This is a genomic window from Kribbella jiaozuonensis (genome assembly GCF_005233875.1).
In the GTDB taxonomy this organism is placed as follows: Bacteria; Actinomycetota; Actinomycetes; order Propionibacteriales; family Kribbellaceae; genus Kribbella; species Kribbella jiaozuonensis.
In genome coordinates this window covers 723373-749587 of record NZ_SZPZ01000003.1, presented here as the reverse complement: position 1 = coordinate 749587, position 26215 = coordinate 723373, and the positions used below count along the sequence as shown (strand labels likewise).

Genomic DNA, 26215 nt, shown 5'->3' with positions numbered 1-26215 from the left:
AGCGTGGTCACAGTCCCTCCGCGAGGGGTCCAAGAGTCAGTGCAGGGAAGTAGGTCAGGCCGGTCACGATCAGGACGGTGCCGACGAGCAGCGTCACGAACAGGGCCTTGTGGGTGGGCAGCGTGCCCTGGGTCACCGGTACCGGCTGCTGCTGGGCGAGCGAACCGGCCAGCGCCAGCGCGAATACGATCGGGACGAACCGGCCGAGCAACATCACCAGCCCGAGAGCGGTGTTGTAGAACGGGATGTTCGCGCTCAGACCGCCGAACGCGCTGCCGTTGTTGTTACCGGCCGAGGTGAACGCGTACAGCACTTCGGAGAACCCGTGCGGGCTGTCGGTGTTGAAGATCGACGCCCGGGCCACCGCGAGCCCCATCGCCAGCGAAGCACCGATCAGTACGACGGTCGGCGTCGCCAGGATGTACAACGAGACCAGCTTCATCTCGCGCGCGGTGATCTTCTTCTTCAGGTACTCCGGGGTGCGTCCGACCATCAGGCCCGCGACGAACACCGCCAACACGGCGAGGATCAGCATGCCGTAGAGACCCGTTCCGGTTCCGCCCGGCGAGACTTCTCCGAGCATCATGTGGAACAGCGTCGTACCGCCGCCGAGCGGGGTGAACGAGTCGTGCGCCGAGTTCACGGCACCGGTCGACGTACCCGTCGTCGAGGTCGCGAACAGCGCCGAGGCCCATTCGCCGAAGCGGGTCTCCTTGCCCTCCATCGCAGCGCCCGCGGCCTGGGTCGCCGTACCGGCGCCCTGGTTCTCGAAGAAGGTCGCGGCGAAGGTGAAGGCCGCCCAGAGCGTGCCCATCACGCCGAGGATCGCGTAGCCCTGCCGCTTGTCCTTGACCATCAGGCCGAAGGTGCGGGTCAGCGCGACCGGGATGACGAGCTCGAGGAAGATCTCGAACAGGTTCGACAGACCGTTCGGGTTCTCGAACGGGTGCGCGGAGTTGGCGTTGTAGAAGCCGCCGCCGTTGGTGCCGAGCTCCTTGATGACCTCCTGGCTGGCCACCGGGCCGCCGGGGATGGTCTGGCTCTGGCCGACGACCGACGCGACCTCGTGCCCGCCGGAGAAGTTCTGTACGACGCCCATCGCGACCAGCGCGAGGGTGCCGAGAACCGCGATCGGCAGCAGGATCCGCAGCGTGGTCCGGGTCAGGTCGACCCAGAAGTTGCCGAGCCGGTCGGTCTTGGCCCGGGCGAAGCCGCGGATCAGCGCGACCGCGACCACGATGCCGACGGCCGCGGACAGGAAGTTCTGCACCGCGAGGCCGGCGAACTGGACCAGGTGGCCCATCGTCACCTCGGGCGAGTACGACTGCCAGTTGGTGTTCGCGACGAACGAGGCGGCGGTGTTGAACGCCAGCCCGGACTCGACGTTCGGCAGGCCCAGCGACAGCGGCAGCCAGTGCTGGATCCGCTGCAACAGATAGAGCAGTACCAGGCTCAGGGCCGAGAAGGCGATCAGCGACCGGGCGTAGACGCCCCAGGTCTGGTCGGCCTTCGAGTCGACGCCGAAGAGCTTGTAGGTCACGCGCTCGACGGCCAGGTCCTTGTCGGACGTGAAGACCCGAGCCATGTACCCACCCAGCGGCCGGTAGACGGCCGCCAGGCACAGGAGGAGGAAGCCGACCTGCAACAGGCCGGCCGCGGTGTCTGACATCAGAACCTCTCGGGGAAGATCAGGGCGGCGATCAGGTAGAGGACCAGAGCAGCGGCCACCACCAGGCCGGCAATGTTCTCGGCGCTCACAACTTCTCCACTCCACGCAGCGCGAACCAGATGGCCGCGAACACGACGACGGTGACTGCGATGTAGATGACGTCACCCATGACGGCTCCACCTCGCGACAAATGTGCTCATGGGTTCAACTGCACACCGCTAGCTGCCTGCTCAGGAGGGTTCTCGCAGGCCTCTCACACCCGCTGACAGAGCTCTCACAGGCTTCTCACATACTTACGGCTGGCATGCCCACCGACAGACAGGGAAGATCCCGCACGTGACTGAACTGGACACCCCCGCCCCCGCCGAGCAGTTCTTCTCCGCGGAGACCCGGGCCGCGCTGGCCGAGGCCAGCCAGAAGCTGGCCGAGCGCCTGCTGGCCCACACCGACGCGCTGCTCGCGATGACCGGCGACGAGGACAACGCCGAGCTGTTCGAGCACAACGCCGCCCTCGAGGGTGTGGTCGAGGACTGGAACGAGGCCGTCTTCGAGCACACCGGTACGACGCCGCTGCTGCTGGACGACTCCGACGACGACGAGGACGAGGAAGACGTCGAGCCGGACCAGGTGATCAGCGTGGTGTCCCGGTTCGACCTGCGGGTGGTCGACCTGGACGCGCTGCTGGAGGCCGGCCGGGCCGCGCAGGAGCGGCACCCGGCCGAGCTGGACGAGTCCGGCGAGCGGGAGCCGGTCGACTCCGCCGAGCAGGCGATCTACGAGATCAGCCGCGAGGTCGGCGAGGCCTGGTTCGAGCTGCCCGGGATCGAGATGGTCGCCGGCGCGCGGGCGTACGTCGTACCGGAGCCGCCGTTCGAGCCGCTGGATGCCGACGCGGAGGACGTCGTCACCGAACTCATCGCCCCGAACGGCGTGGCGACCCACGCCGAGACCTGGGCCTAGACCAGCAGCTCACCGTCCAGGACCGTGATCGCCTGGCCCTTCAGGTAGACGCGGTCGCCGGATGAGCTGACCTGGACGACCCCGCCTCGGGCGGACGCCTGGTACCCGACCAGCTCGTTCCGTCCGAGGCGTTCGCCCCAGTACGGCGTCAGGCTGGTGTGCGCGCTGCCGGTCACCGGATCCTCCGGGATCCCGCTGCCCGGCGCGAAGAACCGCGAGACGAAGTCGTACTCCGAACCCTCCGCCGTCACGATCACCCCGCGCAGCTTCTCCCGCTCGGTGATCGCCGCGATCGCGTCGTACTGCGGGATCACCGCGTGCACGGCTGCCTCGTCACGTACGACGACCAGGAGATCGCGGAGCTCGCCGGTGACGTAGACCTCGACCGGCTCGACCGACAAGGCCGCCGCCAGCCCGACCGGCACCGGCACCTCGAACGGCCGGTTGACCGGGAAGTCCAGCGTGATCCCGTCGTCCTCGACAGTCGCGACGAGGATGCCGCTCAGGCTCGCGAACGCGACCTTGCCGGACACCTTTCCGTCCGCGGCCAGCGCATGGGTGGTCGCCAGCGTCGCGTGCCCGCAGAGCACGACCTCCTTCGTCGGCGTGAACCAGCGCAGATCCCAGTCCGCGTCGGGCCGCTCCGACGGTCGCGCGAACGCGGTCTCGGCGTGCTTCAGCTCGGCCGCGACGGACCGCATCCAGGCCTCGTCGGGCCATGCCCCGGCCTCGAGGAGACACACTCCGGCAGGATTACCGCTGAACGGACGATCGGCGAACGCGTCGACAACCCTGATCCTCATAGCTCGACGCTAAACAGGACCGCTGTGGGTATCCATAGCCATTCGGCACGAGGTGGACCGCTCAGGCCATTGCGACGGCCTCGATCTCGAGGAGCCAGTTCTCCGCGTAGATGTCGGCGATGACGACCGTGAGCGCCGGGGCGTGATCACCGAGGACCTCCTCGCGGATCTTCGCATTCAGCGCGCGGTACTGGCGGTCGGACAGGTACGTCGTCACCTTCACCAGGTTCCGGATCCCCATCCCCGCTTCGGACAGTACGGCGAGCACGTTCCGCCAGACCATCCGGCACTGCGCCTCGAACGTCTCCGGCACCCGTCCGTGCTCGTTGCCCCACGGCACCTGACCGCTGACGAACACCATCCGCTGCGCGCCGTCGACCTGGACGCCGTGGCTGTACTTACCCGACATCGGCAGGATCGACGGATTCAGCGGCTCGATTGCTAGATCGGACATGGATTCCCCCTTCTACTTCATCAATGCTTCCCCACCCGAGTTCTCCGCCATGTCTACCTTGCGGCGATTGAACCGCCTAGCCCACCCGGTCGTATCGATGGTGTTCCGCATCCCTACCGACAGGAAAGTGACATGTCACTCCGCTCGAAGGGCCGGCCACTCGCGGTTGCCACCGCACTGGTCAGCGGCCTCGCACTTGTCACCCCGGTGACCGCCAGCGCACACGGGTCGCATCACGCACTCGCCGTACAACAGGTCAACCTGGTCTCTGACCAGGCCGGCAAAGCCGTCCTGACGGACCCGGACCTGGTGAACCCGTGGGGTCTGTCGCTCGGCGCGACCACCCCGCTCTGGGTGTCCAACCAAGGTACGTCGACGTCCACGCTGTACTCGTCCGCGCCCGGCTCGAACACCGTGACCAAGGTGCCGACCGTCCGGGTGACGGTGCCGCTGCCGACCGGGCAGGTGTCCAACCCGGGCACCGGCTTCCTGGTCAGCAACGCGACGGCGTCTGCACCGGCACGGTTCATCTTCGCCACTCTGACCGGGCAGATCGCGGCCTGGAACCCGACGATCAACCCGGTGATGGGTCCGGCCGACATCAAGGCGACCGTCAAGGGCGCGGCGTACACCGGGCTGGCGATCTCGCCGGCGTCCGACCGACTGTTCGCGGCGAACTTCGCGCAGGGCAAGGTGGACGTGTTCGACAACGCGTTCATGCCGGTGAAGCTGTCGAAGTGGGCGTTCCGGGACTTCTCGCTGCCGCGCGGGTACGCGCCGTTCAACGTGCAGACGCTGAACGACCACATCTTCGTGACGTACGCGAAGCCCGACCCGAAGACCGGTCGCAGCCTGGCCGGGCGCGGACTCGGGTACGTCGACGAGTACACCGTCGACGGCAAGTTCGTCACCCGGGTTGCGTCTCGCGGCACGCTGAACGCGCCGTGGGGTCTGACGCTTGCTCCCGCGTCCTGGGGTGAGCCGACCGGTACGGTCCTCGTCGGCAACTTCGGCGACGGCCGGATCAACATCCTGCGGCCGAAGTCGCACGGCAGGTTCGACTTCGCCGGGCAGGTCCGCAACAGCCATGGCAAGACCCTGGTGATCGACGGCCTCTGGGCGCTGCTGCCAGGCACTGCCACCACCGGCGGGACCGACGCGCTGTGGTTCTCCGCCGGGCCGGCCAAGGAGACACATGGTCTCCTCGGCCAGCTCCGGATGCCGTAGGTATCAGAGCGGTTTCTCGAACCAGTGATGCGCGTAGGGCTCGGTGTTGAACGCCGGCACCTCCTCGAAGCCCGAGGAGCGGTAGAGGGCGATCGCCTCCGTCAGGTTGCGGTTGGTCTCGAGCCGTACGGCGGTGGCGCCGTTCGCGGCCGCCGTACGCTCGAGCTCTGCCAGCAGTCGACGGCCCAGCCCGAGCCCCCGCGCATCCGGTGACACCCACATCCGCTTGATCTCGGCCGGCCCGGTGCCGTGCAGCTTGAGCGCACCACACCCGACCGGCTCCGACCGCAACGTTGCCACGAGCAACAACCCGCCGGGGAGCGTCAACTCGGCATGGTCCGCCGAGATACTCCGCGCCGGGTCGAACCCAGTCTCGAACCGCCGGCCGAGCTCCTCGAAGTACGAGTTCAAGCAGTACCGCGCCACCGGCAGCCGCGGGTCGACGATCTCGACCTGCACCATCGACGCCGTCAGCAACCGGGTCACCTCATCCATCGCCGCCGTCAACCGCGCCCGCTGCCGCTCGTCCAGCGGCTCGAGGATCGAACTCGCCAACTCGTCCGACCTCTCATCAAGCACGCGCCGCTCGTCGAGCCCTGTGTTGGTCAGCCGCGCGATCCGCACCCGCGCATCCGCCGCGCTCGGCTCAACCTCCACGAGTCCAGCTTTCGTCAGCGACCGCAGCAGCCGACTCATGTACCCAGAGTCGAGATCAAGCCGCGCACGCAGGGTGCGCACGTCACACCCCTCCACCCCGATCTCCCACAACACCCGGTCCTCCCCCAGCGGACGACCGCGCGCCAAATAGTCCTCCTGCAACGCCCCCACCCGCTGAGTAACCATCCGATTGAACCGCCGCACCTCCACAACACCCATCCTCTGACTTTAGTCAGAGATCTGCTCGTTGGCCTACTCCGAAGAGGAGAGAACTCGACTGGACCATCTCCGGGAAGGAGTCGGCGAGGCGGGCGCATTCGAGGGCTGTGCGGAGTGGATCCGGCTCTTGGAGGGTGTCGGGGAGGGGACGGTCGCCGTAGTGGGCGTCGATCATCACGGTGAGCCAGCCGCCGGGACCGGTCAGGCCGTGGATCATGACGCCGCGGAGGCCGGCGTGGGTGAGCTCGGCTCGTAGCTGCGCGACGGTGTGGTACGTCGTATGCGCCATTCGATCATTCCGCGGGCTGTACCCGTCGCGCAGGATGTCCGTCACCACCGCCTGCCGCTGGATCAATGTGTTGGCCAGCGTAGACCCGATCAGATTCGCCGCCCGGTTGATCGCGACCACCGCGACGAACCCACCGAGCTTCGTCACCCGGATCGCCTCACGCAGCGCGAGCTGCCGCTCCTCCGGCTCCCGCAGGTGATACATCGGCCCGGCCACGAACGCCGCGTCGAACTCCTCGTCCTCCCACGGCAGCTCCCGCGCATCCCCTTGTACTGCGCTGATCCCGGCCTCGGTCGCCTGCCGCACGTGCCGCTCGACCGGATCGAGCAGCTCGACGTCGTACCCGCGATGTTTCAACCAGCCCGCGTGAACCCCGGGCCCGCCACCGATATCCGCAACCGCCGCGGGAGGCGCCGGCAGGTACCTGTTGAGCAGATCCTGGACCCGCGCCAGCTCCAACCGCCCTTTGACGGTCGACCCCAGCCGGCTCGCTTCGTCGTACCGCTCGCTGTAGTGCTCTTCGAGCTCCAAGTGCATCGTCATGACACCCGAGTCTGAGCACAGAACCCGCCCCCAGGCAGGCCAGATCCCGGGGCAGATCGATCTGCCCCGGGATGCCCCGGTTCACCTCAGTCGATCGGGCGGAGCTCGTCGGCGTACGAGACCGAGACCCGGCGGAGTACGCCTTCCTTCACCGAGTACTGGCCCATGCGCCACAGCGGCGGGCTGTACGCGTGGACGGTGACGCTGCCCTTGTCGAGACCGGTCAGGCGGTGGATGTGGTCCGGGCCGAAGCCGTACACATCGCCGGCCTCGACCTCGGTCTCGATCGACTCGACGCCGATCGCGAGGTTGTGTTCGACGAGCTTGCCGCGAGCAACCGCGACCGCGCCGGACGAGATGTCGTGGTCGTGCCAGCCGGTGTCGTTCACAGGGGTCCAGCAGATCAGCCAGACGTCGACGTTCGCGTCACGGTGCAGGGACGCGAAGACGCGCTCCTCGTCGGAGTACGCGACCTGGTCCTCCCACAGGTGCGGCTGCGCGGCAATCGACGCGGCCAGCTCCGACAGCTCGTCGGGGTTGAGATCCCGGCCTGGAAGGTCATCCAGCGACAGACAGTTGTTGAGCTCCACGAGCCGGCTGGCCTGGCGAGCTGGGACGTTCGGTACGTCGATCGGCTGGGCAGTCACTGCACTCCCCTCTCAGGAGTAGAAGCACCGGCGCCGAACAGCATCCGGTGTGGATTGTCGTGGCGGATCACCGCGGTCGCGGCGTCGCCCTGGCGGAGGTCGGTGGTTCCGGCGTACGGCCGGTCGGTGCCGTGCACGACCTGGTCGATGCCGAGGATCCGGGCGACCGCGTCGATCCCCTGCGGGCCGTAGCTCGAGGTGTCGACGTACAGATTGGGATCGATGGTGCCGAGCCGCCCGCCGCGAGCAGCCAGCCGCTCGTGGTGCACCGGCGCGAGACCAGCCGCGGCGGCGAAACACAACCGCAGGCCCGGGTACGTACGCCGTCCGCCGAACGCGTGCCACGCCCACCAGGCCGCTTGCAGCTGACTGGTGTAGTCGACGACAGGCGCCCACCAGCACTGTGCTTCATTGGATCGGGCCGAGCCGGGGTGTACGAGGATCGGCTTGTTCAACCGCTCGGCGGTCTCCAGCAACTCGCCCAGCGCTTCCCAGGACGACGGCGAGCCGAGCACGTGCGCGGGCAGCTGCAGACCGAGGAATCCCTTGTTCAGAAGGGCTTTCAGCTCGTCGACGTCAGGCTCGAGGAGATCGACAGACGCCCAGGACCTGAACGGTTGCGGGAAGAGCGCGGCGCCTTCATGCCAGGCGGCCAGCAGCTCCGCGTCGCCGAGTTCCTCGATACCGAGCGGACTCGACAGCGAGACGACGGCGAGCGTCGTACCGGCGTCCTGTTCCAGCGCCACCCGCTTGCCGATCTCGTGCGCCGCGGGATCCACGTCGTACGGCGCCTCGGTCGCGGTGTGCAGCGTCCAGCCGTCGAGGTACGGCGGCTCGCGGCGCGCCCGGAGCCGGTCGACGAACGCTTCCGGCCACAGGTGCTGGTGGACGTCGATCATCGGCTCCTCCTCACTGGGGTTTGATCAGATTGAAGCGCTTCAGGATGGTTAGAGTGAAGCGCTTCAATGCCGTGCTTGTCAAGTTTTTGTCCACGGCTGCGGCTAGGGTCGTGGGCATGTCCGGAACCGGCCGGAGGCCAACCCTCAAGGACATTGCCGCCGAGACCGGGCTCTCGATGGCCGCTGTGTCGTACGCGCTGCGCGGTCTGCACGGCACGCCCGAGACCCGGCAGCGGGTCCAGGACGCGGCCGACCGCCTCGGGTACCAGGCTGATCCGGTCGCCCGCGCGCTCGCCTCGGGCCGGAGCGGCTCGATCGGCGTACTCTGCGCATCCCTCGAGGACCTCTGGCAGCAGCGCGTCGCAGCCGCGCTCGGCCGCGAGCTCCTCGCCCCGGACCGGAACGCCTGGATCATCGACTCGGCCGGCGACGCGGACCGGCAGCTCGAGCTCGCCCAGCACCTGGTCGACCACCGCGCCGACGCGATCGTGGTGATCCCGATCGACCCGGCCGCCAAGGCCTGGGCCGAGATCGCCAAGCAGGCGCCGGTGATCGCGATCGGCGACGCCCTGCCCGGCGCGAAGGCCAAGTCCGAGGTGATCTTCGACAACGAAACCGGCGTGAGTACGGCGCTGCGCCGGCTCGCCGATGCGGGTCACCGCAACGTCGCCGTACTGAGCCCGACCCGGCGCTTCGAGGTCGAGCGGCCCGCCGAGGAGATCGCCCAGCGGGTGGCGGCCGACCTCGGGCTGGAGATCCGTCTGCTGCAATGCCCGCACGACCTGGCCGGCGCGACCGACGTCGCCCGCACGCTGCTGACCACCGCAAACCGCCCGACCGGCATCCTCGCGCTCGCCGACTCGATGGCCTTCGGCGTGTACGCCGCCAGCCGCGAGCTCGGCCTCCGCATCCCCGACGACCTGTCCCTGCTCGGCTACGACGACCAGCCGCTGTCCCAGCTGCTCACGCCACCCCTGTCGACGTTCCACTGGCCCCTCGACGACCTGGTCACCCACGTCGTCACCCGCGTCACGTCGGCTGTTGACACCAACCGCCGAGTCCGCCGCACCACCCTCACGCCAACCCTGATAGAACGCGGCTCGGTAGCCGCCCCGCCGACCACCTAGGCGAGCCGGCCACCGATACGCGACAGCATCCACGCGCTCGAAACTAGACTAACTCACTACACTTACTATCCGTTGTCCACGATCCGGGACGAGCGTGATGGTATGTGGGCATCCCCCGCACGCTCCGCAGGCGCTTCCTTCGTCGCTCCGCTCCTCAGCGCACCCACTCCGCGCGCACCCACCCACCCCCCGCTCATCGCGGTGCATCCCCTTCCGGCTACCGCCGGTTCTTCCGGCTACCGCCGGACCGTGCGCGCTGCCGCGCGTGTGACCACACCGGGGTCAGGCAGGACCGCACCCGTCGCGCGGATCCGGCCCGCGGCTCCCCCGCCGCCGTGCGGCCCCAGCTCCCCCGCCGCCGTGCGGCCCCAGCTCCCCCGCCGCCGTGCGGCCCCAGCTCCCCCGCCGCCGTGCGGCCCCAGCTCCTCCGCCGACTGGGAGCTCGGCTCGCGCAGGTACGCCCGAGTCCGTCCGTTGGCAAGCTACGTGCCGCTCCTACCCGTGCCCTCGCCATGCTGCTTCGACTGCTTGGCAGGCGGAACGGTTTGCGCCCACTCGGCCCAGTCGGCGAGGGCGGAGTACAGGCGGACCCCGGCTTCGATGGTCACGCGCATCGACTGCGTCTGCTCGCTGTAGCCGAACTCCCCGCGATCCTTCCGGGCGGCATAGTCGCGGTACTGCTCAGCGAGCTCGCGGTAGTAGCTGGCCTCCGCCTCCAGATGCCTCTGCAGCTCGTCGGTCTCCATCATCCAGAAGAACAGTGAGCGCAGCAGCGGCTGCAGCCGCATCGTGTGGTCGACGTCGACCTCGGTCAGCCAGCGCTTCACCTCCGCCACGCCCGCATCGGTGATCCGGTACGCCTTCCGCCGCCGCGGCCCCTCGCTCTCGACCTCGACCAGGCCCTCGGCCGCGAGCTTGTTCAGCTCGGCGTAGATCTTCGGGTGCTGCGCCGGCCAGATCGAGCCGAGCACCTCGGTGAACCGTCCGGCCAGGTCGTACCCACTCGCCGGCCCTTCGGCGAGCAGTCCGAGCAACCCGTGCCGCAGTGACATGTCCACCCTCCTTCGTTGTCCAGCCATCTTGACATGTCCCCACGGACATGTGCATGCTCAGATATGTCCCTAGGGACATGTCCTAGAGAACATCTCCGAGGAGTTCATATGACTGAGACACGGGCGGTTCTCGTCACCGGATCAACCGGCGGCATCGGTACGGCGACGGTCCGGCTGCTGCGGAGCCGGGGTTTCACCGTGTATGCCGGAGCGCGCGGACCAGCCGAGTTCGAACCGGGTGTGCGGATGGTGCCGTTGGATGTAGCCGACCCGGAGAGCGTCGCCGCGGCGGCCAAGCGGGTCGCGGGTGAGGTGGACGGTCTGTGGGCGGTGATCAACAACGCGGGCGTGATCGTGCAAGGGCCGCTGGAGCTGGTCCCCGCCGACGAGTGGCGCCGCCAGCTCGAGGTGAACACGCTGGGCCCGGCGTCCGTAGTACGAGAGTTTCTGCCGTTGGTGCGTGCTGGCCATGGGCGGATCGTGAATGTGAGTGCGGCTACAGGACGCGTTGCGATGCCTTTGCTGGGCGCGCTGTCCGCGAGCAAGGCTGGGCTCGAGGCGCTGTCGAACGCGCTGCGGTTGGAACTGGCCGCCTGGAAGATCCCGGTGGTGGTGATCGAGCCGGGCACGACCGAGACCGAGATCTTCGCGCGAGCGGGCGCGGCCGCGGACGCCGCGATGCAGCAGGCCGATCGCGACCGGGTCGGGTTGTATCAGGCGCACTTGGCCGCCTACGAAAAGGCAATGGGCCGCTTCAAACCGGGCCCGGTGGAGAAGGTTGCGGAGGTCATCGTCCGCGCAGTCGAGTCCCGCCGTCCACGCCGCCGATACGCCATCGCCGAAGCCCGCACCCTCGGCGCGATCCTCCCGAAACTCCCACCAGGCCTGAGAGACCGCGCCCTAACCACCGCCGTCGGCCTGAACAGCATCAAGCTGTAAACGCATCCAGCCCTCGCGTGCTACGCAGATGCTTCCTTCGTCGCTGCGCTCCTCACGGCATGTGCTCCGAGCAGTAGGTACGAATCAGATCTGCGGCCTGCGACCTATTCCGGATGGGAGCGGCGCGTAGCGCGGCGACGGAGGAGCCGTGCGTAGCACCGCGTCAGGCTCGACTCGACGGATGCGGTCGCCGCTGACCCCGCTGTAGTCACTCGCGCGGCAGCGCGCACGGTCCGGCGGTAGCCGGAAGAACCGGCGGTAGCCGGAAGGGGATGCACCGCGATGAGCGGGGGGGTGGGTGGGGGCGCGCGGAGTGGGTGCGCTGAGAAGCGCAGCGACGAAGGCAGCGCCTGCGGAGCGTGCGGGGGCAGGCAAGCGCGCGGGGCAGACAACAGAAAGGCCGGCCGAGCAAGATGCTCGGCCGGCCCTTCGTTCAGCTCTAGAGCTTTACTTCTTGCCGAAGACCTGGATTTCGGTCATGTCGGTGAACTGGCAGCCGCCGAAGGCGCCGGCCGGGCAGTTCGTTTCGAAGTCCGGGACCTGCGGGCTGGTCATCACGAACCGGACGTACTGGATGCCGGTTGCGTTGCCGGTCGGGGCGACCAGGTTGTATTTGCCCCGGTTCGTGGCGTCGAAGGTGCCGGACGCCGCGACTGCCCAGGTGGTGCCGTCGGCCGAGGTCTCCACCCGGTAGCCACCGGTCGAAGAGCTGCCCGGGTCACCACAGGTGTTGGACGGGTCGATGTTGAAGCCGCTGACGTTGACCTTCGACGGCAGCTTGATGTCGATGTGCTTCTCGACCATCTTGTTGGTCGGCGTGCCGTTGTCGTCGCCGGTCGTGCTGCCCCAGCCGGTGCCCTGGGCGTTGTCGATGGCGAACGCCGGGCCACACTGCGGCGTGAAGTCCGGACCGTTGAAGTCGGTCACCGTGCCACCGCCGGAGGAGGCGGCCCAGTTGCGACGCGGGGTGAAGTTCGCCTTGGCGCCGGCCTTGACCGTGGCCGGCTGGACCAGCAGTTCGTACCCCGGAGCGGACATCACGAGCTTCGGGTACGTACCCGGTGCGACACCGGTGATCGAGTAGTTGCCGTTGGCATCGGTCGTACCGGCGTAGTCACCGGCGTACCCGGAGGAGTGGCCGCCGACGTAGACCAGCGCGCCGGCCACCGGAGCACCGGTGTCCTTGTCCTTCACCGTGCCGGTCAGGGTCGTGGTCGCACCCGTCGGCGGCTTGTGGAAGTCCTCGGCCGGGAACGCGTCGCCGCCGTCGACGACACCGGCGTACCAGCCCATGCCGCGGTTGGCGAAGACGGTCCAGATGATGTCGGCGTTCTTGCCGCCGCTGGCGACCAGGTCGGCCTGGACGATCGCGTTACGCATGTCGAGCATCGTCGGGTCGGCCGGCGACAGCTCCATCGCGCGGGTGATGATGCTCATCGCGTAGCTACGGCCGAAGCGCTCACGCAGGTCCCAGAGGGTCTGCGCCCAGACCTCGCCGGAGGCGTGGACCTCGGGCGAACCACCGATGGTCGGGAAGTCGGCGTACGTGTAGCCGCCCTTCGAACCGTCGGGCTGGATGCAGTTCGCGCTGACCGCCTTCACGCGGCAGTCGATCGCCTGGGTCCGGAACAGCTCGCCGTGCGAGACGTACCGGCCCTCGAGGACCTCACCCGGAGCGGTGGTGTCCTTCTCCAGGCCGTGCGAGACCAGGTAGTCCATCGCGTAGAAGTCGCTCCACGCCTCACCCATCGAGCCGGCCTGGATGCTGTTCAGCGTCGAGTTGCCGGTGGCGTCGACGACCAGGCGGTTCGACAGACCGTGGGTGTACTCGTGGTACAGGATGCTGGCGTCGTTCGCGCCGCTGGACGGGACGTAGCCCTCCTGCGCATCCGTCGTACCCGGGAAGTGCCACAGGTACATCTGCATGGTCGGCGACTGGCCGTCCGGCGGGGTGGACATGTTCGCGTTGTCGATGTGGTTGGCGTCCGGGCCGCCGTTCGCGGCGGTGGCGGCACCGTCCAGCGCGTTCAGCATGACCGGGTCGCCGCCCGCGGCGTCGAACGAACCGGCCGCCGGGGTGAAGCTGATCGGCGGCTTCGCCAGCCAGTCGTGGTAGTTGCTGGCCAGGTAGAACGCGTTGGTGACGTCCTGGTTCATGTTGGTCTTCCAGGAGTCCGGCTTCGCCGGGTCCCAGGTGCAGATGAACGCGGCCGAGCAGAACGACGAGGCGTTCTGGAACGTCGTCAGCTTGTACTCCGAGCCGGTCTTGGTGCCCGGCACCTTGACGGTCTCGCCCGGGTTCGGCGTGTTGTCGTCGTTCACGTCGGCGAACGCGGCGACCGACGTACCGTCGAGGAGGGTCTTCGCGTTCTTCGGCAGCCACTTGTTGTAGATCAGGTTCTCGGTGCGCTGCGTACCGCCCTTGGCCGCGCCCGGGTAGTAGTCCTGCACCAGCGCGTCGCCGTTGCCCTCGCTGACCAGGTCCTTGCGGTAGAGCGTGGCGCCGGTCTGGGCGTCGACGACGTGGCTGTAGATGTTCTGGCCACCGGAGTTGGTGTAGGTCAGCCAGCCCTTCTGCAGCCCGTCGGCGGTGTGGAACCACACCTGCTTGGCGGTGTCGCCGTTGCTCCACTTGGTGTTCACACCGGACGTGGTCGCGGTCGCGGACTTCGCCGTACCGCCGACGTCCTTGATCGCGGTGCTGCGGGCGTCGGCCGCGGAGACCTTCGGCGCGGCCTCGGCGGAGCGCGCCTGCGCGGCCGCGGTGAGACCGGAGACGGGCGAACCCATCACGGAGATCAGCTGGCCGTTCTTGGTGACGTTGGCCTTCAGGCCGTTGCCGAAGACCTCGACACCGTCGACCACCTGGGTCCAGAAGATGTGGTGGGTACCGAGATCGTCGACGTAGTCCTTGCGCAGCTTCAGCGTGCCGAGGTCCGCGTCGGAGAGCTTGAAGATCTCAGGGTGGGCCTTCACGTACCCGAGCGCGACGTCGGTGGCCTTCTTGCCGCTCTTGCCGGTCAGGAAGCCGTTCAGCTTGGTGACCTGCGCCGGGGTGCCGGTGTTCGGGTCGACCTGGACGACGCCCTGGGTGCCGAGCGAGTCGCGGAACTTCTTCGCCGCGGCCGTCTCCTTGCCCTGCACCTTGGCGGAGCGGGCGTAGGTGGTCTTGGCGTTCGGCGTCCGGGCGTCGTAGTTGCCCTTGCGCTCCTTGCCCGACGTCTGCTTGTCGGCCTGGGCAGGCTTCTTGGCGTCGGCGCCGCCCGGCTTCTGCGCGGCGTCCGCGCCACCGGCGGTCATGGCCAGCACGACGGCGGCCGCGGAGACGGCTGAGACTGCCAGGAGCCCCCGCCCTCTGCGTGATGTTGTCACAGCAAATCTCCATGGAGTTCGAATTAGCGGGTCGCCCTCCACGACCCGTCCCGGGGGCTGACCTTAAGCCTGCCGAGGGCTCCGGGGAAGAGAAATCCCCGGAATGTCGTGGAGTTGAGGGTTGTCCTTCGTGCTCGGAACAGTACTAAAAGCGACCGGACAATGGTTGCACGCAGCCATTGTCCGGTCACCCAGAGTGTTACAACCGCTCAGAAAGCGCCGGCGCCGTTCGGCGTACCGAGGCCGGTCGGGCCGTCCCAACCGGTACGGGCGTTGCACCACTGTGTCGTCGGGCACGAACCGTTGCTGCCGCTGGTCACGTCGAACAGCGAGCCCGGGTGGGCGTACGGGAACGAGTTCGCGTAGCCGCTGGTGTTGCCGGACAGCGCGTAGACCGCGGCGATGATCGGAGCCGCCTCACTGGTCCCGCCGAACTGCGCCCAGGTCGACGCGGTCTTGCTCGTCGGGTAGTAGATCGCCATACCGCCCTTGCCCGGGTCGGCCGCGGCGGAGACGTCCGCCATCGCCCGCTTCGAGCAGCCGGTGCTGAACGACGCTGCACCCGGCAGTGCGGTGTTGTACGTCGAGCAGCCCGAGCCCGCACCGCTCCACACCGACTCGCTCCAGCCCCGAGAGTTGCTCGCGGCAACCAACGACGTACCGCCGACAGCCGTCGTGTACGACGAGGACGCCGGGTAGCTGCCGCCCTGGTAGCCGTCGTCACCGGTGGAGGCGGTGACTGCGATACCCGGGTGGTTGTAGTACTTGCCATAGCTGGAGTCGGAGGCGTCGCCGCCGCCGTAACTGTTCGAGATCGCGACCACACCGGCCTGCTTGGCTGCGGTCTGGACCGCAGTACCGAGGTCGGCGAAGCTGGCCGAGTTGGCCTGTACGACGACGATCTTCGCGTCCGGCGCCGCGGCCGACACCGCGTCGACGTCGAGCGCCTGCTCGCCGGCCCAGCCCACGTTGAACGTCGGCAGCGACGTACCGCCGGTCTGGTTGATGATCTTCAGGCAGCCGTTCGCCTTGGTGCAGGCGGACAGGCCGAACTGCGAGCGGTAGACGCCGAGGTCGCGCTCCAGGTTCGGGTAGCCGTAGGCGTCGACGATGGCGACCGTGCGGCCGCCGGCGCTGAGGCCGTTGAGCTTGTACGCGTCCCGCAGACCGGTTGGGGTCAGGCCGGTCGACGGCGGCGCGCTGGCTGCCGGCGCGAACCCGTCCGGGTTCACGAGTTTCACCGCGTCGCAGCTTGCGGTGTGCTTCGCCTTGGCGGTCGAGCACACCCGGGCGGCGTGCTTCCCGGCGGTGTAGGGGGTCGCCGCGTCGGCGCCCGATGCGGACAGTGCTTGGACGGTCAGACCTGCGACGGCCAGTGCGCCGACGCCCAGGGCGGACACGAGAATCCGTTGCCTCAACTGGACTCCTCGAGTTGGGCAGGCCTCCGCTCACAAAACCCTGATGGCCGGGGCGGAGGCCAGCATTAATTGGGGGGTATTCGCATCGTCCGTCGGCCGGGCAAGCCGATGCCAGCGATCGGACCGCTGACAAATGTCATGGGTGAACCCATGACACCCGCCCCGATCGGACCGGAAATTCCGCGTAATCGCGGGCTTACACAGGGTGCGCAAAGCGGTGAAGGTTTCCCCCTGAGTTTCCCGGCGCCCGAGTCTTGACACGGTTTGGACAGCCGGGGCTATGCTGCCGGGAACCTTCGAGAAATCGATTTCCCTGCCTGGAGGTCCGGACATGGATCAGTCCCTGTTGAGTCGGCGAAACTTCCTCCAGGTGACGGGCGGTACGGCGCTTGCCGCCGCGCTGGCCGCCTGTGGTGGCGGCGGCGGGAGCGGCGGCGGCTCGTCGTCCAAGGAGCTGTCGTTCGTCTACATGGGCACGGCGGAGCAGCAGGCGACGTGGAACAAGCTGTTCGCGAAGTTCACCGAGCAGCACCCGGAGATCAAGCTCAAGGCCGAGGGCATCCCGCTGTCGAACTGGGGCGACTTCTTCAACAAGCTCTCCACCCGGATCGCCGGCGGCCAGGTCCCGGACGTCATCCAGATCGCGACCGAGGGCCAGCGGCTGTTCGCCTCGAAGGGCCTGCTCGCGCCGCTCGACGACTACATCGCCAAGGACAAGTCGACGATCGACGAGTACTACGGCGACATGGATCCGAACCTGGTCGAGTGGGACAAGAAGTACGCGTCGACCGACGGCAAGACGTACTACCTGCCGGGCGAGTTCAACACGATGTGCATGTGGTACTCGAAGGACCTGTTCGCGAAGGCCGGCGTACCGGAGCCGACGCCGAAGTGGACCTGGGACGACTTCCGGCACGCGTGTGAGCAGATCAAGGCCAAGACCGGCGCCTTCGGGTACGCCGCAGGGCCCGAGTACTTCGCGGCGATCATGCCGTGGCTGCTGACGAACGGGACCAGCAGCTTCAGCGAGGACTGGTCGAAGCCGACGTACAACGACCCTCGCGTGATCGAGGCCGCCGACTTCAACCGCAAGCTGGTCGCCGACAAGCTGTCGCCGCCGCCGGGGGGCACGTTCGACGCGACGACCGCGGCCGCGCAGGGCAAGCTGGCGATGTTCGGCGGCGGGCGCTGGCCGATCATCAGCATCCGGAACCTGAAGGCGACCGCGAAGATGGGGATCGTGCCGTGGCCGGTGAAGGCCGGGCAGGGCTCGCCGGTCGGCTGGAACGGGTACCCGATCCTGAAGGCGTCGAAGAAGAAGGACGACGCCTGGACGTTCATCAAGTTCCTGATCTCCAAGGAAGGCTCGTCGTTCTTCGCCCAGCTCGGCGGGACGATCGTGCCGGCCCGCAAGTCGGTCGCGAACAGCCAGTCGTTCCTCGAGGACGCGCCGAAGGGCACGGAGTACCTGTACCAGGCACTCTCCTACGCGACCCCGATCCCGTCACCGGACAAGGGCGCCGCCGTACAGAAGGCGATCGAGGACGGCTGGAAGCAGGTGCTGACCGGCAACGCCTCGTCGGCCGATGCGCTCGGTAAGGCGCAGTCCACGCTGGAGGGATTGGTCTGAAACCCCAACGCCGGGACTGGCTGCCGGGCTACCTGTTCATCAGCCCTGCCGTCCTGCTCTTCGTCGTCTTCGTCGCCCTACCGCTGGTCGCGGCGTTCGGGCTGAGCCTGTTCCACTGGGATCTGCTGAGTACGCCGGAGTTCGCCGGACTGGACAACTTCAAGCAACTGGTCAGCGACGGCGCGACGATCCGCGCGGTGATCAACACGTTCGTGTTCGCGCTGTCGTCGGTCGTGACGCATATCGGTCTGGGGATGCTGCTCGCGCTCGGCGTGCATCGGACGATGACGCGGGGGACGAAGTACTTCGTGCGGACGGCGTACTTCTTTCCGTTCCTGGTCTCGTGGGCCGCGGTCGCGCTGATCTGGAAGTACGTGCTGGATCCGGCCTTCGGCCTAGCGAACTACTACCTGTCGACGACGACCAACTGGTTGGCATCTCCCACGTGGGCGCTGCCAACACTGATCGTCGTCGACTGGTGGCACACGATCGGGTACACGTTCATCATCCTGCTGGCCGGTCTGCAGACGGTGCCGGCGCAGTTGCACGAGGCCGCGCGGGTGGACGGCGCGAACGCGTGGTGGCGGTTCTGGAGCGTGACGCTGCCGGTGATGTCGCCGACGATCTTCTTCGCCACGGTGATCACGTTCATCGGCGCGTTCCAGATCTTCGACCCGATGGTGATCATGACGCAGGGCGGTCCGGACGGCGCGACCCGCAGCATCGTGCAGTACACGTACGAGAAGGGCTTCCAGTCCTTCGAGGTCGGGTACGCCGCGGCGCTGTCGCTCGTGTTGTTCGTGGTGATCATGATCGTGACCGGTCTGCAGTTCCGGCTGAGCCGACGGTGGGTGCACCAATGAGGGGCAAGCTGCTCGATCTGATCCTGGTGCTCGGCGGGTTGTTGATGATCGCGCCGCTGGTGTGGTTGATCGTGAACGCGTTGTCGGAGCCGATCAACGCGTTCCAGCTGCCGCCGCAGTGGATCCCGCGGCCGCCGACGCTGCAGAACTTCCAGCAGGTGCCGGACCTGATCCCGTTCGCGCAGATGGCGTGGAACAGCCTGCAGATCGCGGTGCTGACGACGGCGGGTGCGCTGCTCACGAGCGCGTTGGCGGCGTACGCGTTCAACCGGCTGCGGTTCCCGGGGCGGGATGAGATCTTCTCGGTGCTGCTGGCGGCGCTCGTCGTACCGGTGCAGCTGACTGTGGTGCCGATCTTCATCATGATGCGCTGGTTGCATCTGGTCGACACGACCGTGGCGATCTGGCTGCCGGCGTTGGTGAATGTGTTCGGGATCTTCTTCCTGCGGCAGTACATCGCCTCGATCCCGCGCGAGCTGGACGAGGCAGCGATCATGGACGGCGCCGGGCACTTCTGGATCCTGTTCCGGGTGATCCTGCCGCTGGCTCGGCCTGGTCTGACCGCGTTGGGGATCTTCGTCTTCGAGGCGTCGTGGAACAACTTCTTCTGGCCGTACATCTTCCTCTCGTCACCGGAGAAGATGACGCTGCCCGTTGGGCTGGTGTCCCTGCAGGGCGCGATGGGCGGCGGTCCGGCGGTCGTGCTGTTTGCCGCGATCACGCTGGTCGTGCTGCCGATCCTCGTGTTGTTCTTGATCTTCCAGCGCTCGTTCATTGCCTCCATCGCGTCGACGGGTTTGCGCGCATGACCTATCTACCGGCCGCCTTCAAAGCTTTGTGGCATGAGCTCCCGCTCCTCGCGGCCGCGGGCGTGCTGGTCTGCGTTGCCTCGGGCGTGGTCGTCCTCTTCTCCCCTGGCCTGTCCCCGGTCAGCATCCTGCTGGGCGGGGTCGTGGCCGGACCAGCTTGGGCGGCCGTGGTCGCCACGACCGACTCCATCGTCCGTGATGATCGCGGGGGCGTGCTGCTCCTGCTTCGAAACCTCAAACGCCATGCGCTGGACGGCCTCGAGGTCGCCTGTGTGCCGGCCGTGTTGGTTGGGCTGGCGATGCTCAACTGGCAGGTGTACGCCGGCCCCGTCTTCGCGATCCCGCTGGCTGTCAGCGGGTGCGCGAGCGTGCTCGCCATACTCGCCTCCTGCTACGCCTTCAGCCTCCGCGTCACCGCCGGGCTTCGCGGCAAGACGCTCTGGCTAGCTGCATTGCAACTAGTTGCACGTGCACCGCTGGTTCCGCTCGGCGTACTGGCACTAGTTGCTGTGGCACTAGTTCTCGGCACCTCGGTAACCGCCTCACTGCTTCTGCTCGCCCCCGGTCCGGTGGCGTTGTTCGCCTCTGCTGGTACATGGACGGAGAAACATGCACTACACCGGTGACAACCTTCGACACTTCGCCCTGCCGCTCGGCGGGCTCGGCACCGGCACGGTCGCGCTGGCCGGCAACGGTGCGCTGCGCCAGTGGCAACTGCACAACATCGGCAACCACGAGGGCCATGTGCCAGGCAGCTTCTTCGTACTGCGTCTCTCGCAGGTCGAACCGCCGCGGGACGAGATCCGCCTGCTGCAAGGCCCTCCGCTCGACCCGTCGGACACGCCGCTGGTGACCGACGACGTCGTACCGGCTGGTGAGCGGCAGCTGCAGGAGGTCATCCAGCCGATCGGTCCGACGACGGTGACTGCCACGTATCCGCAGGCACATGTGGACTACGAGACGGATCTGCCTGTCCAGGTGAGTCTGGACGTTTTCAACCCGCTGGTGCCGAGCGATCCAGCGGCCAGCTCGCAGCCCGTCGTCGGGTTCACGTTCACCTTGCACAACCCGGGTGAGATCGGACTGCACGGGAAGCTGGCCGGTGCGCTGCAGAACTCGGTCGGCTGGGACGGCGTCACCCCCATCGACGGCACCTCGTGCAGCCTGTACGGCGGCAACACCAACCGCATCCGCCGCATCGCCGGCTGGACCCACCTCGTCCTCGAGAACACGACCCTGCCCATCGACCATCCCGGTTCCGGGCAACTGGTGCTCTCGACCGACACAGCCGATTCGCCCGCCCACCCGCAATGGACCCGCCCCGAGGAGTTCGTTGCCTTCCTCAACGGTCCGACCACTGCTGTGAGCGGCGCAAGTGCACCAGGTGAGAGCTGGAACGGCGGTCTGGCCGTCCCGTTCAACCTGCAGCCGGGCGAGACCAAGCAGGTGCGTTTCTTGATCGCATGGCACTTCCCGAACCGATATGTCGACTTCAACCAGTTCGGCCCGCATCCGGAGTACGGCCACAGCCGCTTCTGGCTCGGCAACGCGTACACCCGCCGTACGCCGGACGCCGTCGCCGCAGCCGAGTCCTTCATCGCGCAGTGGTCCGAGCAGGAGTCGCTGACGGCCGCGTGGGCTGAGGCGTTCGAGACGAGCAGTCTGCCCGGGGAGGCGGGTTCACGGCTCGCTGCGCTGGTGGCCGACGTACGTAGCCCAACTGTCTTCCAGACTGCCGACGGCGACGTGCTCGGGTTCGAAGGTGTGCTCGGTGCGTCCACGGCGATGTGGGGCGGCCGGTACGGCGGCTCGTGTCCGCTCAACTGCACGCACGTGTGGAACTACGAGCAGACGCTCTCCCGCCTCTTCCCGTCGCTGGAGCGGAACATGCGGGACACGGAGTACGACGTGATGCAGGCGCCGGAGGGCTACATCCCGCACCGCGTCCGCGCACCGCTCTATATGAAGCAGCTGTGGGACGTGGTGATCGGCGGGCCGGAGGAGCCCGCGCTGGACGGGATGCTCGGCAGTGTGTTGAAGACGTACCGTGAGGTGCGCCAGGGTGCCGGTCTGGACTGGCTGGGTCGACGCTGGTCCAACGTCGTACGCCTGCTCGACCACATCCACGAGAAGTGGCTGAGGGACGGCGTACTGCGTGGCATCCAGCCCAGCACGCACGACATCGACCTGTGCGGCGTCAACTCGTTCATGGGCACGCTGTGGTTGGCGGCGTTGCGTGCGGCTGAGGAGATGGCGTTGCTGCTCGGCGAGGACGGCACGCCGTACCGGAAGCTGTTCGGGGCCGGCAGCAAGGCGTACGACGAGCTGCTGTTCACGGGCGAGTACTACCGGCAGGTCCTCGAGCCGGACGAGACGAGGGACTTCCAGTGGGGCGACGGCTGCCTCGCGGACCAGCTGATCGGGCAGTGGTGGGCGCATCAGCTGGAGCTCGGCTACATCCTTCCCGCTGACCACGTGCGGACCGCGCTGCGCAACGTCGTACGGCACAACCTGCGGACCGGTTTCCAGGACTTCAACCACCCGTACCGCGTCTTCGCCGACGGCGACGACACCGGCCTCCTCATGTGCACCTGGCCCCACGGCGGCCGCCCCGACATACCCACCCGGTACTGCGACGAGGTGTGGACGGGTTCGGAGTATCAAGTAGCCGCCCACTGCCTCTACGAAGGCCTCACCGACGAGGGCATGTCGATCCTGACCGGCCTCTGGCAACGGTACGACGGCACCCGCCGCAACCCCTTCAACCCCATCGAATGCGGCGACCACTACATCCGCAACGCCGCCGGCTGGTCCGTCCTAGAAGCCCTGACCGGCTACCACCACAACGCCCTCACCAAGACAGCAACCTTCGCCCCACTGGAAATCGCCCGCTCCAACGACACCTGGCAAACGCCGTTCGTCACCAACACCGGCTGGGCCACCGCCACCCACACCAACAACACCCTCACCATCACCTGCCAGGCGGGCCACCTGGACCTCCGAACCATCACCATCGACGGCACCACCCACGCGATCGAGGCCCCGATCCACCCCGGAACCCCGTTGGTGATCTGACCCGAAAAGAAGAGTGCCGGCCGTCCGGCAACGCCGCCGGGCGGTCGGCACTCGTTTCAGAGGAGTCCTAGGGCTGCGGACTCCTGGTCGGTGAAGAGGCGGGAGCGGATCAGGAAGCGGACGCCCTCGGGGGCCTCCACGGAGAAGCCGCTGCCGCGGCCCTTGACCACGTCGACGGTGAGCTGGGTGTGCTTCCAGTACTCGTACTGGTTCGCGGACATCCAGAACGCGATCGGTTTGTCCAAACCGTCGACGACGAGATCGCCGAGATGCACGTCCGCCGACCCCGTTCGAAATTCCCCGTCCGGGTAGCACATCGGCGAGCTGCCGTCGCAGCAGCCACCGGACTGGTGGAACATCAGCGGACCGTGCATCTCGGTGAGACGGCGGAGCCAGCCCGCCGCCTCGTCCGAGAGCAACACCTTCTCGACCATGATCAGAAGAATCCCGCTGCGTTCGGGCTGTAGCTGACCAGCAGGTTCTTGGTCTGCTGGTAGTGGTCGAGCATCATCTTGTGATTCTCCCGGCCGATGCCGGAGTTCTTGTACCCGCCGAACGCCGCGTGCGCCGGGTAGGTGTGGTACGAGTTCGTCCAGACCCGGCCGGCCTGGATCTCCCGCCCGGCCCGGTACGCCGTGTTGATGTCCCGCGACCAGACGCCCGCGCCCAGACCGTAGAGCGTGTCGTTGGCGATCTTCATCGCGTCGGCGTAGTCGTCGAACTTGGTCACCGACACGACCGGGCCGAAGATCTCCTCCTGGAAGATCCGCATCTTGTTGTCGCCCTCGAAGATCGTCGGCTGGATGTAGTACCCGCCGGACAGGTCACCGTCGAGCTCGGCCCGAGCGCCGCCGGTGAGCACCTTCGCACCCTCGGCCTGACCGATGTCGATGTAGGCGAGGATCTTCTCGTACTGGTCGTTGCTCGCCTGCGCGCCCATCATCGTCTCGGTGTCGAGCGGGTTGCCCATCTTGATCGCGTTGGTCCGCGCGGTCGCGTCGCCGAGGAAGTCGTCGTAGATCGACGACTGGATCAGTGCCCGCGACGGGCAGGTGCAGACCTCGCCCTGGTTCAGCGCGAACATCGTGAAGCCCTCGAGCGCCTTGTCGTAGAAGTCGTCCTTCGAGGACGCGACATCGGCGAAGAACACGTTCGGGCTCTTGCCGCCGAGCTCGAGCGTGACCGGGATGATGTTCTCCGACGCGTACTGCATGATCAGGCGCCCGGTCGTGGTCTCACCAGTGAACGCGACCTTGGCAACTCTGTTGCTTGAGGCAAGCGGTTTGCCGGCCTCGACGCCGAACCCGTTGACGATGTTCAGCACACCGGGCGGCAGCAGGTCGTGGATCAGCTCCATGAACACGTGGATCGACGCCGGTGTCTGTTCGGCCGGCTTCAGGACGACGGTGTTACCGGCCGCCAGCGCGGGCGCCAGCTTCCAGGTCGCCATCAGGATCGGGAAGTTCCACGGGATGATCTGCCCGACCACGCCGAGCGGCTCGTGGAAGTGGTACGCGATCGTGTCGTCGTCGATCACCGACACCGAGCCCTCCTGGGCCCGCAGCGCGCCGGCGAAGTACCGGAAGTGGTCGATCACCAGCGGCATGTCCGCGCCGAGCGTCTCGCGCACGGCCTTGCCGTTGTCCCAGGTCTCGGCGACCGCAAGCAGCTCGAGGTTGGCCTCGACCCGGTCGGCGATCTTGTTCAGGATGTTCGCCCGTTCGGCCGGCGAGGTGCGGCCCCAGGCGGGCGCGGCACCGTGGGCGGCGTCGAGGGCGCGCTCGACGTCGTCCGCCGTACCGCGGGCGATCTCGGTGAAGTTCTCTCCGGTGACCGGAGTCGGGTTCTCGAAGTACTGGCCCTTGGCCGGCGGCACCCACTCGCCGCCGATGTAGTGCTCGTAGCGGGATTTGTACGTGACCGGGCTGCCATCCTGCCCGGGAGCTGCGAAGATCGTCATAGGTCCTCCTTGGAAACCTGACGTTGCAGTGGACACTAGGCAGCAGGACGTTGCACGGACGTTGCAGCGTGGAGTGAGGCGGCATGGATCAACGCGAGCAGGCCCGCCGACTGAGCGAGTTGTACGACGAAGTGCTCAGCGGCAACCGGGTGCCTGGCGCGCCGCGCCCGCTCGTCGCCGCGTCATGGGAGCGCTCACTGGCCGCCGCGGTCGACCCGGAGCTCGACCAACCGCCCGTCGTCGTCAACCACGAGATGGTCGAGACGCTGCGCGAGAACCATCCGCTCCGCGCGGTCCTGCCGGTACTGCGGCAGACGCTGACGACGATCGCCGACGAGGCGTCGCACATCATGATCATCACCGACGCGCAGGGCATGATCCTGTGGCGCGAAGGCTCCGCCGAGGTCAAGCGCCAGGCCGACCGCATCGCGCTCTCCGAGGGTGCGGTGTGGTCCGAGGACCAGATCGGCACCAACGGCATGGGTACGGCGCTGGCGGTCGGCGAGCCGGTCCAGATCCACTCGGCCGAACATCTCGTCCGGCGGATCCACGAGTGGACCTGTGCCGCCGCGCCCGTCCACGATCCCGACACCGGCAAGCTGCTCGGTGCGGTCGACGTCTCCGGACCGCTGCGCACGGTCCACCCCGCAATGGTCGCGCTGGTGACCGCGGCGGCCCAGCTCGCCGAAGGTCAGCTGCGGGTCCGGATGGCCGCGGCCGACGAGATGCTCCGCGCGCGCAACATGCGGCACCTGATGGCACTCGGCGATGCACCCGGCGCCCTGCTGACCCCGACCGGCCGCGTCCTCGCCGTACAGCCGCTCGAATGGCTGCCCGACCGTCTCGTCGTACCGGACGGTGCCGATCGGATCGATCTCGGCGACGGCCGTGAAGGAGTCGTCGAGCGACTCGACGAGGGCTACCTGCTCCGCATGCCCGGTACGCCGGTACGCCGTTCGCGGCCGTCGCTCCAGCTGAAGCTGCTCGGCTCCGGTCAGTCGACCGCGATCGTCGGCGGCCGCGAGATCGCGCTGACGTTGCGGCGGGCCGAAGTACTTGCACTGTTATTACTGCACCCGTCAGGTCTGACCGCGGAGCAGCTGATGCTTCAGCTGTACGGCGACGAGGGCAACCCGACCACAGTGCGCGCGGAGATGCACCGACTGCGCAACCTGCTCGGCAGCGGCGTACTCGACACCAAGCCGTACCGGATCATCGCTGACGTCACCGGCGACGTGCCCCAGGTCCAGAGCGCGCTCCGCCAGGGCAACCTGGACACAGCCCTCAACCTGTACGTCGGCCCGCTGCTCGCCCGCTCCGACGCTCCTGCCCTCCGCGCGGAACGCGACGAACTCGATGCGACCATCCGTCGCGCCGCCCTCGACGCCCGCAGTCCGGACTTCCTGTGGCAGTTCGCCCAGACGCCCACCGGCGCCGAGGACCTGGAGATCTTCGAGTCGCTGGCCGCCGTACTCCCGACCGACGACCCACGCCACGCCGCGGTCGCCGCGCGCCTGGCCAGACTTGTCGACTGAACCCAACGTGACACGAAACACGCGGGCGTGATGATGACCGCAAGCACATGACTGACGAGTAACCAACC

General features: G+C 67.7%; 23 protein-coding genes. 10 read left to right on the top strand and 13 right to left on the bottom strand.

The genetic code is table 11. From position 1 onward, the window contains the following. Positions 1-7: 7 nt before the first annotated feature. Together kdpA and kdpF are read right to left on the bottom strand one after the other, a co-directional pair. A complete protein-coding gene (kdpA, locus tag FDA38_RS23340) occupies positions 8-1669 on the bottom strand; it encodes a potassium-transporting ATPase subunit KdpA (RefSeq protein ID WP_137256203.1) in 1662 nt (553 codons plus the stop codon). After that, complete coding sequence (kdpF, locus tag FDA38_RS23335; RefSeq protein ID WP_137256202.1) at positions 1669-1758, bottom strand: K(+)-transporting ATPase subunit F; 90 nt, start codon at positions 1756-1758, stop codon at positions 1669-1671. Before kdpF ends, kdpA begins: the two co-directional genes overlap by 1 nt. 247 nt (positions 1759-2005) lie before the next feature. Here kdpF and FDA38_RS23330 point away from each other — a divergent pair, with 247 nt between their 5' ends. Beyond that, positions 2006-2629 (top strand): hypothetical protein, encoded by a 624-nt coding sequence (locus FDA38_RS23330; protein WP_137256201.1) that lies wholly within the window; start codon positions 2006-2008, stop codon positions 2627-2629. On the opposite strand, the gene FDA38_RS23325 is transcribed toward FDA38_RS23330, so the two are convergent. Together FDA38_RS23325 and FDA38_RS23320 are read right to left on the bottom strand one after the other, a co-directional pair. After that, positions 2626-3432, bottom strand: coding sequence for a PhzF family phenazine biosynthesis protein (locus FDA38_RS23325; protein ID WP_137256200.1), 807 nt, complete (start codon positions 3430-3432; stop codon positions 2626-2628). The genes FDA38_RS23330 and FDA38_RS23325 overlap by 4 nt on opposite strands. Positions 3433-3493: 61 nt before the next feature. Further along, positions 3494-3886, bottom strand: a complete 393-nt coding sequence (locus FDA38_RS23320) for a RidA family protein (RefSeq protein WP_137256199.1) — start codon at positions 3884-3886, stop codon at positions 3494-3496. A gap of 132 nt (positions 3887-4018) precedes the next feature. Here FDA38_RS23320 and FDA38_RS23315 point away from each other — a divergent pair, with 132 nt between their 5' ends. Continuing rightward, a complete protein-coding gene (locus FDA38_RS23315) occupies positions 4019-5113 on the top strand; it encodes a TIGR03118 family protein (protein ID WP_137256198.1) in 1095 nt (364 codons plus the stop codon). Between the two features lie 3 nt (positions 5114-5116). On the opposite strand, the gene FDA38_RS23310 is transcribed toward FDA38_RS23315, so the two are convergent. The 4 genes from FDA38_RS23310 to FDA38_RS23295 form a co-directional block, all read right to left on the bottom strand. Continuing rightward, complete coding sequence (locus FDA38_RS23310) at positions 5117-5989, bottom strand: bifunctional helix-turn-helix transcriptional regulator/GNAT family N-acetyltransferase (protein ID WP_137256197.1); 873 nt, start codon at positions 5987-5989, stop codon at positions 5117-5119. Between the two features lie 13 nt (positions 5990-6002). Continuing rightward, positions 6003-6821, bottom strand: coding sequence for a class I SAM-dependent methyltransferase (locus FDA38_RS23305; protein ID WP_137256196.1), 819 nt, complete (start codon positions 6819-6821; stop codon positions 6003-6005). A gap of 86 nt (positions 6822-6907) precedes the next feature. Next, on the bottom strand, positions 6908-7468 hold the full coding sequence (locus tag FDA38_RS23300) for a cysteine dioxygenase (protein ID WP_137256195.1): 561 nt from the start codon (positions 7466-7468) through the stop codon (positions 6908-6910). Next, positions 7465-8367 (bottom strand): amidohydrolase family protein, encoded by a 903-nt coding sequence (locus FDA38_RS23295; RefSeq protein ID WP_137256194.1) that lies wholly within the window; start codon positions 8365-8367, stop codon positions 7465-7467. The genes FDA38_RS23300 and FDA38_RS23295 overlap by 4 nt, the downstream gene beginning before the upstream one ends. A gap of 116 nt (positions 8368-8483) precedes the next feature. On the opposite strand from FDA38_RS23295, the gene FDA38_RS23290 reads away from it, so the two are divergent. Next, a complete protein-coding gene (locus tag FDA38_RS23290; RefSeq protein ID WP_137256193.1) occupies positions 8484-9494 on the top strand; it encodes a LacI family DNA-binding transcriptional regulator in 1011 nt (336 codons plus the stop codon). 482 nt (positions 9495-9976) lie between these two features. Here the strand turns inward: FDA38_RS23290 and FDA38_RS23285 are convergent, their stop codons facing one another. Then, positions 9977-10546: a PadR family transcriptional regulator gene (locus FDA38_RS23285; RefSeq protein ID WP_137256192.1), complete on the bottom strand. Its 570-nt coding sequence runs from the start codon at positions 10544-10546 to the stop codon at positions 9977-9979. 108 nt (positions 10547-10654) lie between these two features. Between FDA38_RS23285 and FDA38_RS23280 the strand changes: the two genes are divergently transcribed. Then, on the top strand, positions 10655-11485 hold the full coding sequence (locus tag FDA38_RS23280) for an SDR family NAD(P)-dependent oxidoreductase (RefSeq protein WP_137256191.1): 831 nt from the start codon (positions 10655-10657) through the stop codon (positions 11483-11485). A 447-nt stretch (positions 11486-11932) separates the two neighbouring features. Here FDA38_RS23280 and FDA38_RS23275 read toward each other — a convergent pair whose 3' ends face one another. Both FDA38_RS23275 and FDA38_RS23270 read right to left on the bottom strand, forming a co-directional pair. Then, entirely contained in the window at positions 11933-14857 is a 2925-nt protein-coding gene (locus FDA38_RS23275; RefSeq protein WP_137256190.1) for a M36 family metallopeptidase, read from the bottom strand. 209 nt (positions 14858-15066) lie between these two features. After that, positions 15067-16275, bottom strand: a complete 1209-nt coding sequence (locus FDA38_RS23270; RefSeq protein ID WP_137256189.1) for a S53 family peptidase — start codon at positions 16273-16275, stop codon at positions 15067-15069. A gap of 331 nt (positions 16276-16606) precedes the next feature. On the opposite strand from FDA38_RS23270, the gene FDA38_RS23265 reads away from it, so the two are divergent. From FDA38_RS23265 to FDA38_RS23245, 5 genes are all read left to right on the top strand, one after another. Beyond that, entirely contained in the window at positions 16607-17905 is a 1299-nt protein-coding gene (locus tag FDA38_RS23265; RefSeq protein ID WP_137256188.1) for an ABC transporter substrate-binding protein, read from the top strand. Positions 17906-18102: 197 nt separating this feature from the next. Continuing rightward, positions 18103-18768 carry a carbohydrate ABC transporter permease gene (locus tag FDA38_RS23260; protein WP_233714876.1) on the top strand — a complete coding sequence of 222 codons (666 nt, stop codon included), beginning with the start codon at positions 18103-18105 and terminating at the stop codon, positions 18766-18768. Further along, positions 18765-19577, top strand: a complete 813-nt coding sequence (locus FDA38_RS23255) for a carbohydrate ABC transporter permease (RefSeq protein WP_137256186.1) — start codon at positions 18765-18767, stop codon at positions 19575-19577. Before FDA38_RS23260 ends, FDA38_RS23255 begins: the two co-directional genes overlap by 4 nt. Beyond that, positions 19574-20203 carry a hypothetical protein gene (locus FDA38_RS23250; protein ID WP_137256185.1) on the top strand — a complete coding sequence of 210 codons (630 nt, stop codon included), beginning with the start codon at positions 19574-19576 and terminating at the stop codon, positions 20201-20203. The genes FDA38_RS23255 and FDA38_RS23250 overlap by 4 nt, the downstream gene beginning before the upstream one ends. After that, positions 20187-22652 (top strand): GH116 family glycosyl-hydrolase, encoded by a 2466-nt coding sequence (locus tag FDA38_RS23245; protein ID WP_137256184.1) that lies wholly within the window; start codon positions 20187-20189, stop codon positions 22650-22652. Before FDA38_RS23250 ends, FDA38_RS23245 begins: the two co-directional genes overlap by 17 nt. A gap of 56 nt (positions 22653-22708) precedes the next feature. Here the strand turns inward: FDA38_RS23245 and FDA38_RS23240 are convergent, their stop codons facing one another. Further along, positions 22709-23086: a DUF779 domain-containing protein gene (locus FDA38_RS23240; RefSeq protein ID WP_137256183.1), complete on the bottom strand. Its 378-nt coding sequence runs from the start codon at positions 23084-23086 to the stop codon at positions 22709-22711. Between the two features lie 2 nt (positions 23087-23088). Then, entirely contained in the window at positions 23089-24612 is a 1524-nt protein-coding gene (gene adh / locus FDA38_RS23235) for an aldehyde dehydrogenase (protein WP_137256182.1), read from the bottom strand. Positions 24613-24695: 83 nt separating this feature from the next. Between adh and FDA38_RS23230 the strand changes: the two genes are divergently transcribed. Then, positions 24696-26147, top strand: coding sequence for a GAF domain-containing protein (locus tag FDA38_RS23230; RefSeq protein WP_137256181.1), 1452 nt, complete (start codon positions 24696-24698; stop codon positions 26145-26147). The last annotated feature ends 68 nt before the right edge of the window (positions 26148-26215 follow it).

Bases quoted from the DNA above. Each gene is read 5' to 3' on its own strand.
- kdpA (WP_137256203.1), bottom strand. From the start codon at position 1,669: ATGTCAGACACCGCGGCCGGCCTGTTGCAGGTCGGCTTCCTCCTCCTG.
- FDA38_RS23325 (WP_137256200.1), bottom strand. From the start codon at position 3,432: ATGAGGATCAGGGTTGTCGACGCGTTCGCCGATCGTCCGTTCAGCGGT.
- FDA38_RS23320 (WP_137256199.1), bottom strand. From the start codon at position 3,886: ATGTCCGATCTAGCAATCGAGCCGCTGAATCCGTCGATCCTGCCGATG.
- FDA38_RS23315 (WP_137256198.1), top strand. From the start codon at position 4,019: ATGTCACTCCGCTCGAAGGGCCGGCCACTCGCGGTTGCCACCGCACTG.
- FDA38_RS23310 (WP_137256197.1), bottom strand. From the start codon at position 5,989: ATGGGTGTTGTGGAGGTGCGGCGGTTCAATCGGATGGTTACTCAGCGG.
- FDA38_RS23305 (WP_137256196.1), bottom strand. From the start codon at position 6,821: ATGACGATGCACTTGGAGCTCGAAGAGCACTACAGCGAGCGGTACGAC.
- FDA38_RS23295 (WP_137256194.1), bottom strand. From the start codon at position 8,367: ATGATCGACGTCCACCAGCACCTGTGGCCGGAAGCGTTCGTCGACCGG.
- FDA38_RS23290 (WP_137256193.1), top strand. From the start codon at position 8,484: ATGTCCGGAACCGGCCGGAGGCCAACCCTCAAGGACATTGCCGCCGAG.
- FDA38_RS23285 (WP_137256192.1), bottom strand. From the start codon at position 10,546: ATGTCACTGCGGCACGGGTTGCTCGGACTGCTCGCCGAAGGGCCGGCG.
- FDA38_RS23280 (WP_137256191.1), top strand. From the start codon at position 10,655: ATGACTGAGACACGGGCGGTTCTCGTCACCGGATCAACCGGCGGCATC.
- FDA38_RS23265 (WP_137256188.1), top strand. From the start codon at position 16,607: ATGGATCAGTCCCTGTTGAGTCGGCGAAACTTCCTCCAGGTGACGGGC.
- FDA38_RS23255 (WP_137256186.1), top strand. From the start codon at position 18,765: ATGAGGGGCAAGCTGCTCGATCTGATCCTGGTGCTCGGCGGGTTGTTG.
- FDA38_RS23250 (WP_137256185.1), top strand. From the start codon at position 19,574: ATGACCTATCTACCGGCCGCCTTCAAAGCTTTGTGGCATGAGCTCCCG.
- FDA38_RS23245 (WP_137256184.1), top strand. From the start codon at position 20,187: ATGCACTACACCGGTGACAACCTTCGACACTTCGCCCTGCCGCTCGGC.
- FDA38_RS23240 (WP_137256183.1), bottom strand. From the start codon at position 23,086: ATGGTCGAGAAGGTGTTGCTCTCGGACGAGGCGGCGGGCTGGCTCCGC.
- adh (WP_137256182.1), bottom strand. From the start codon at position 24,612: ATGACGATCTTCGCAGCTCCCGGGCAGGATGGCAGCCCGGTCACGTAC.
- FDA38_RS23230 (WP_137256181.1), top strand. From the start codon at position 24,696: ATGGATCAACGCGAGCAGGCCCGCCGACTGAGCGAGTTGTACGACGAA.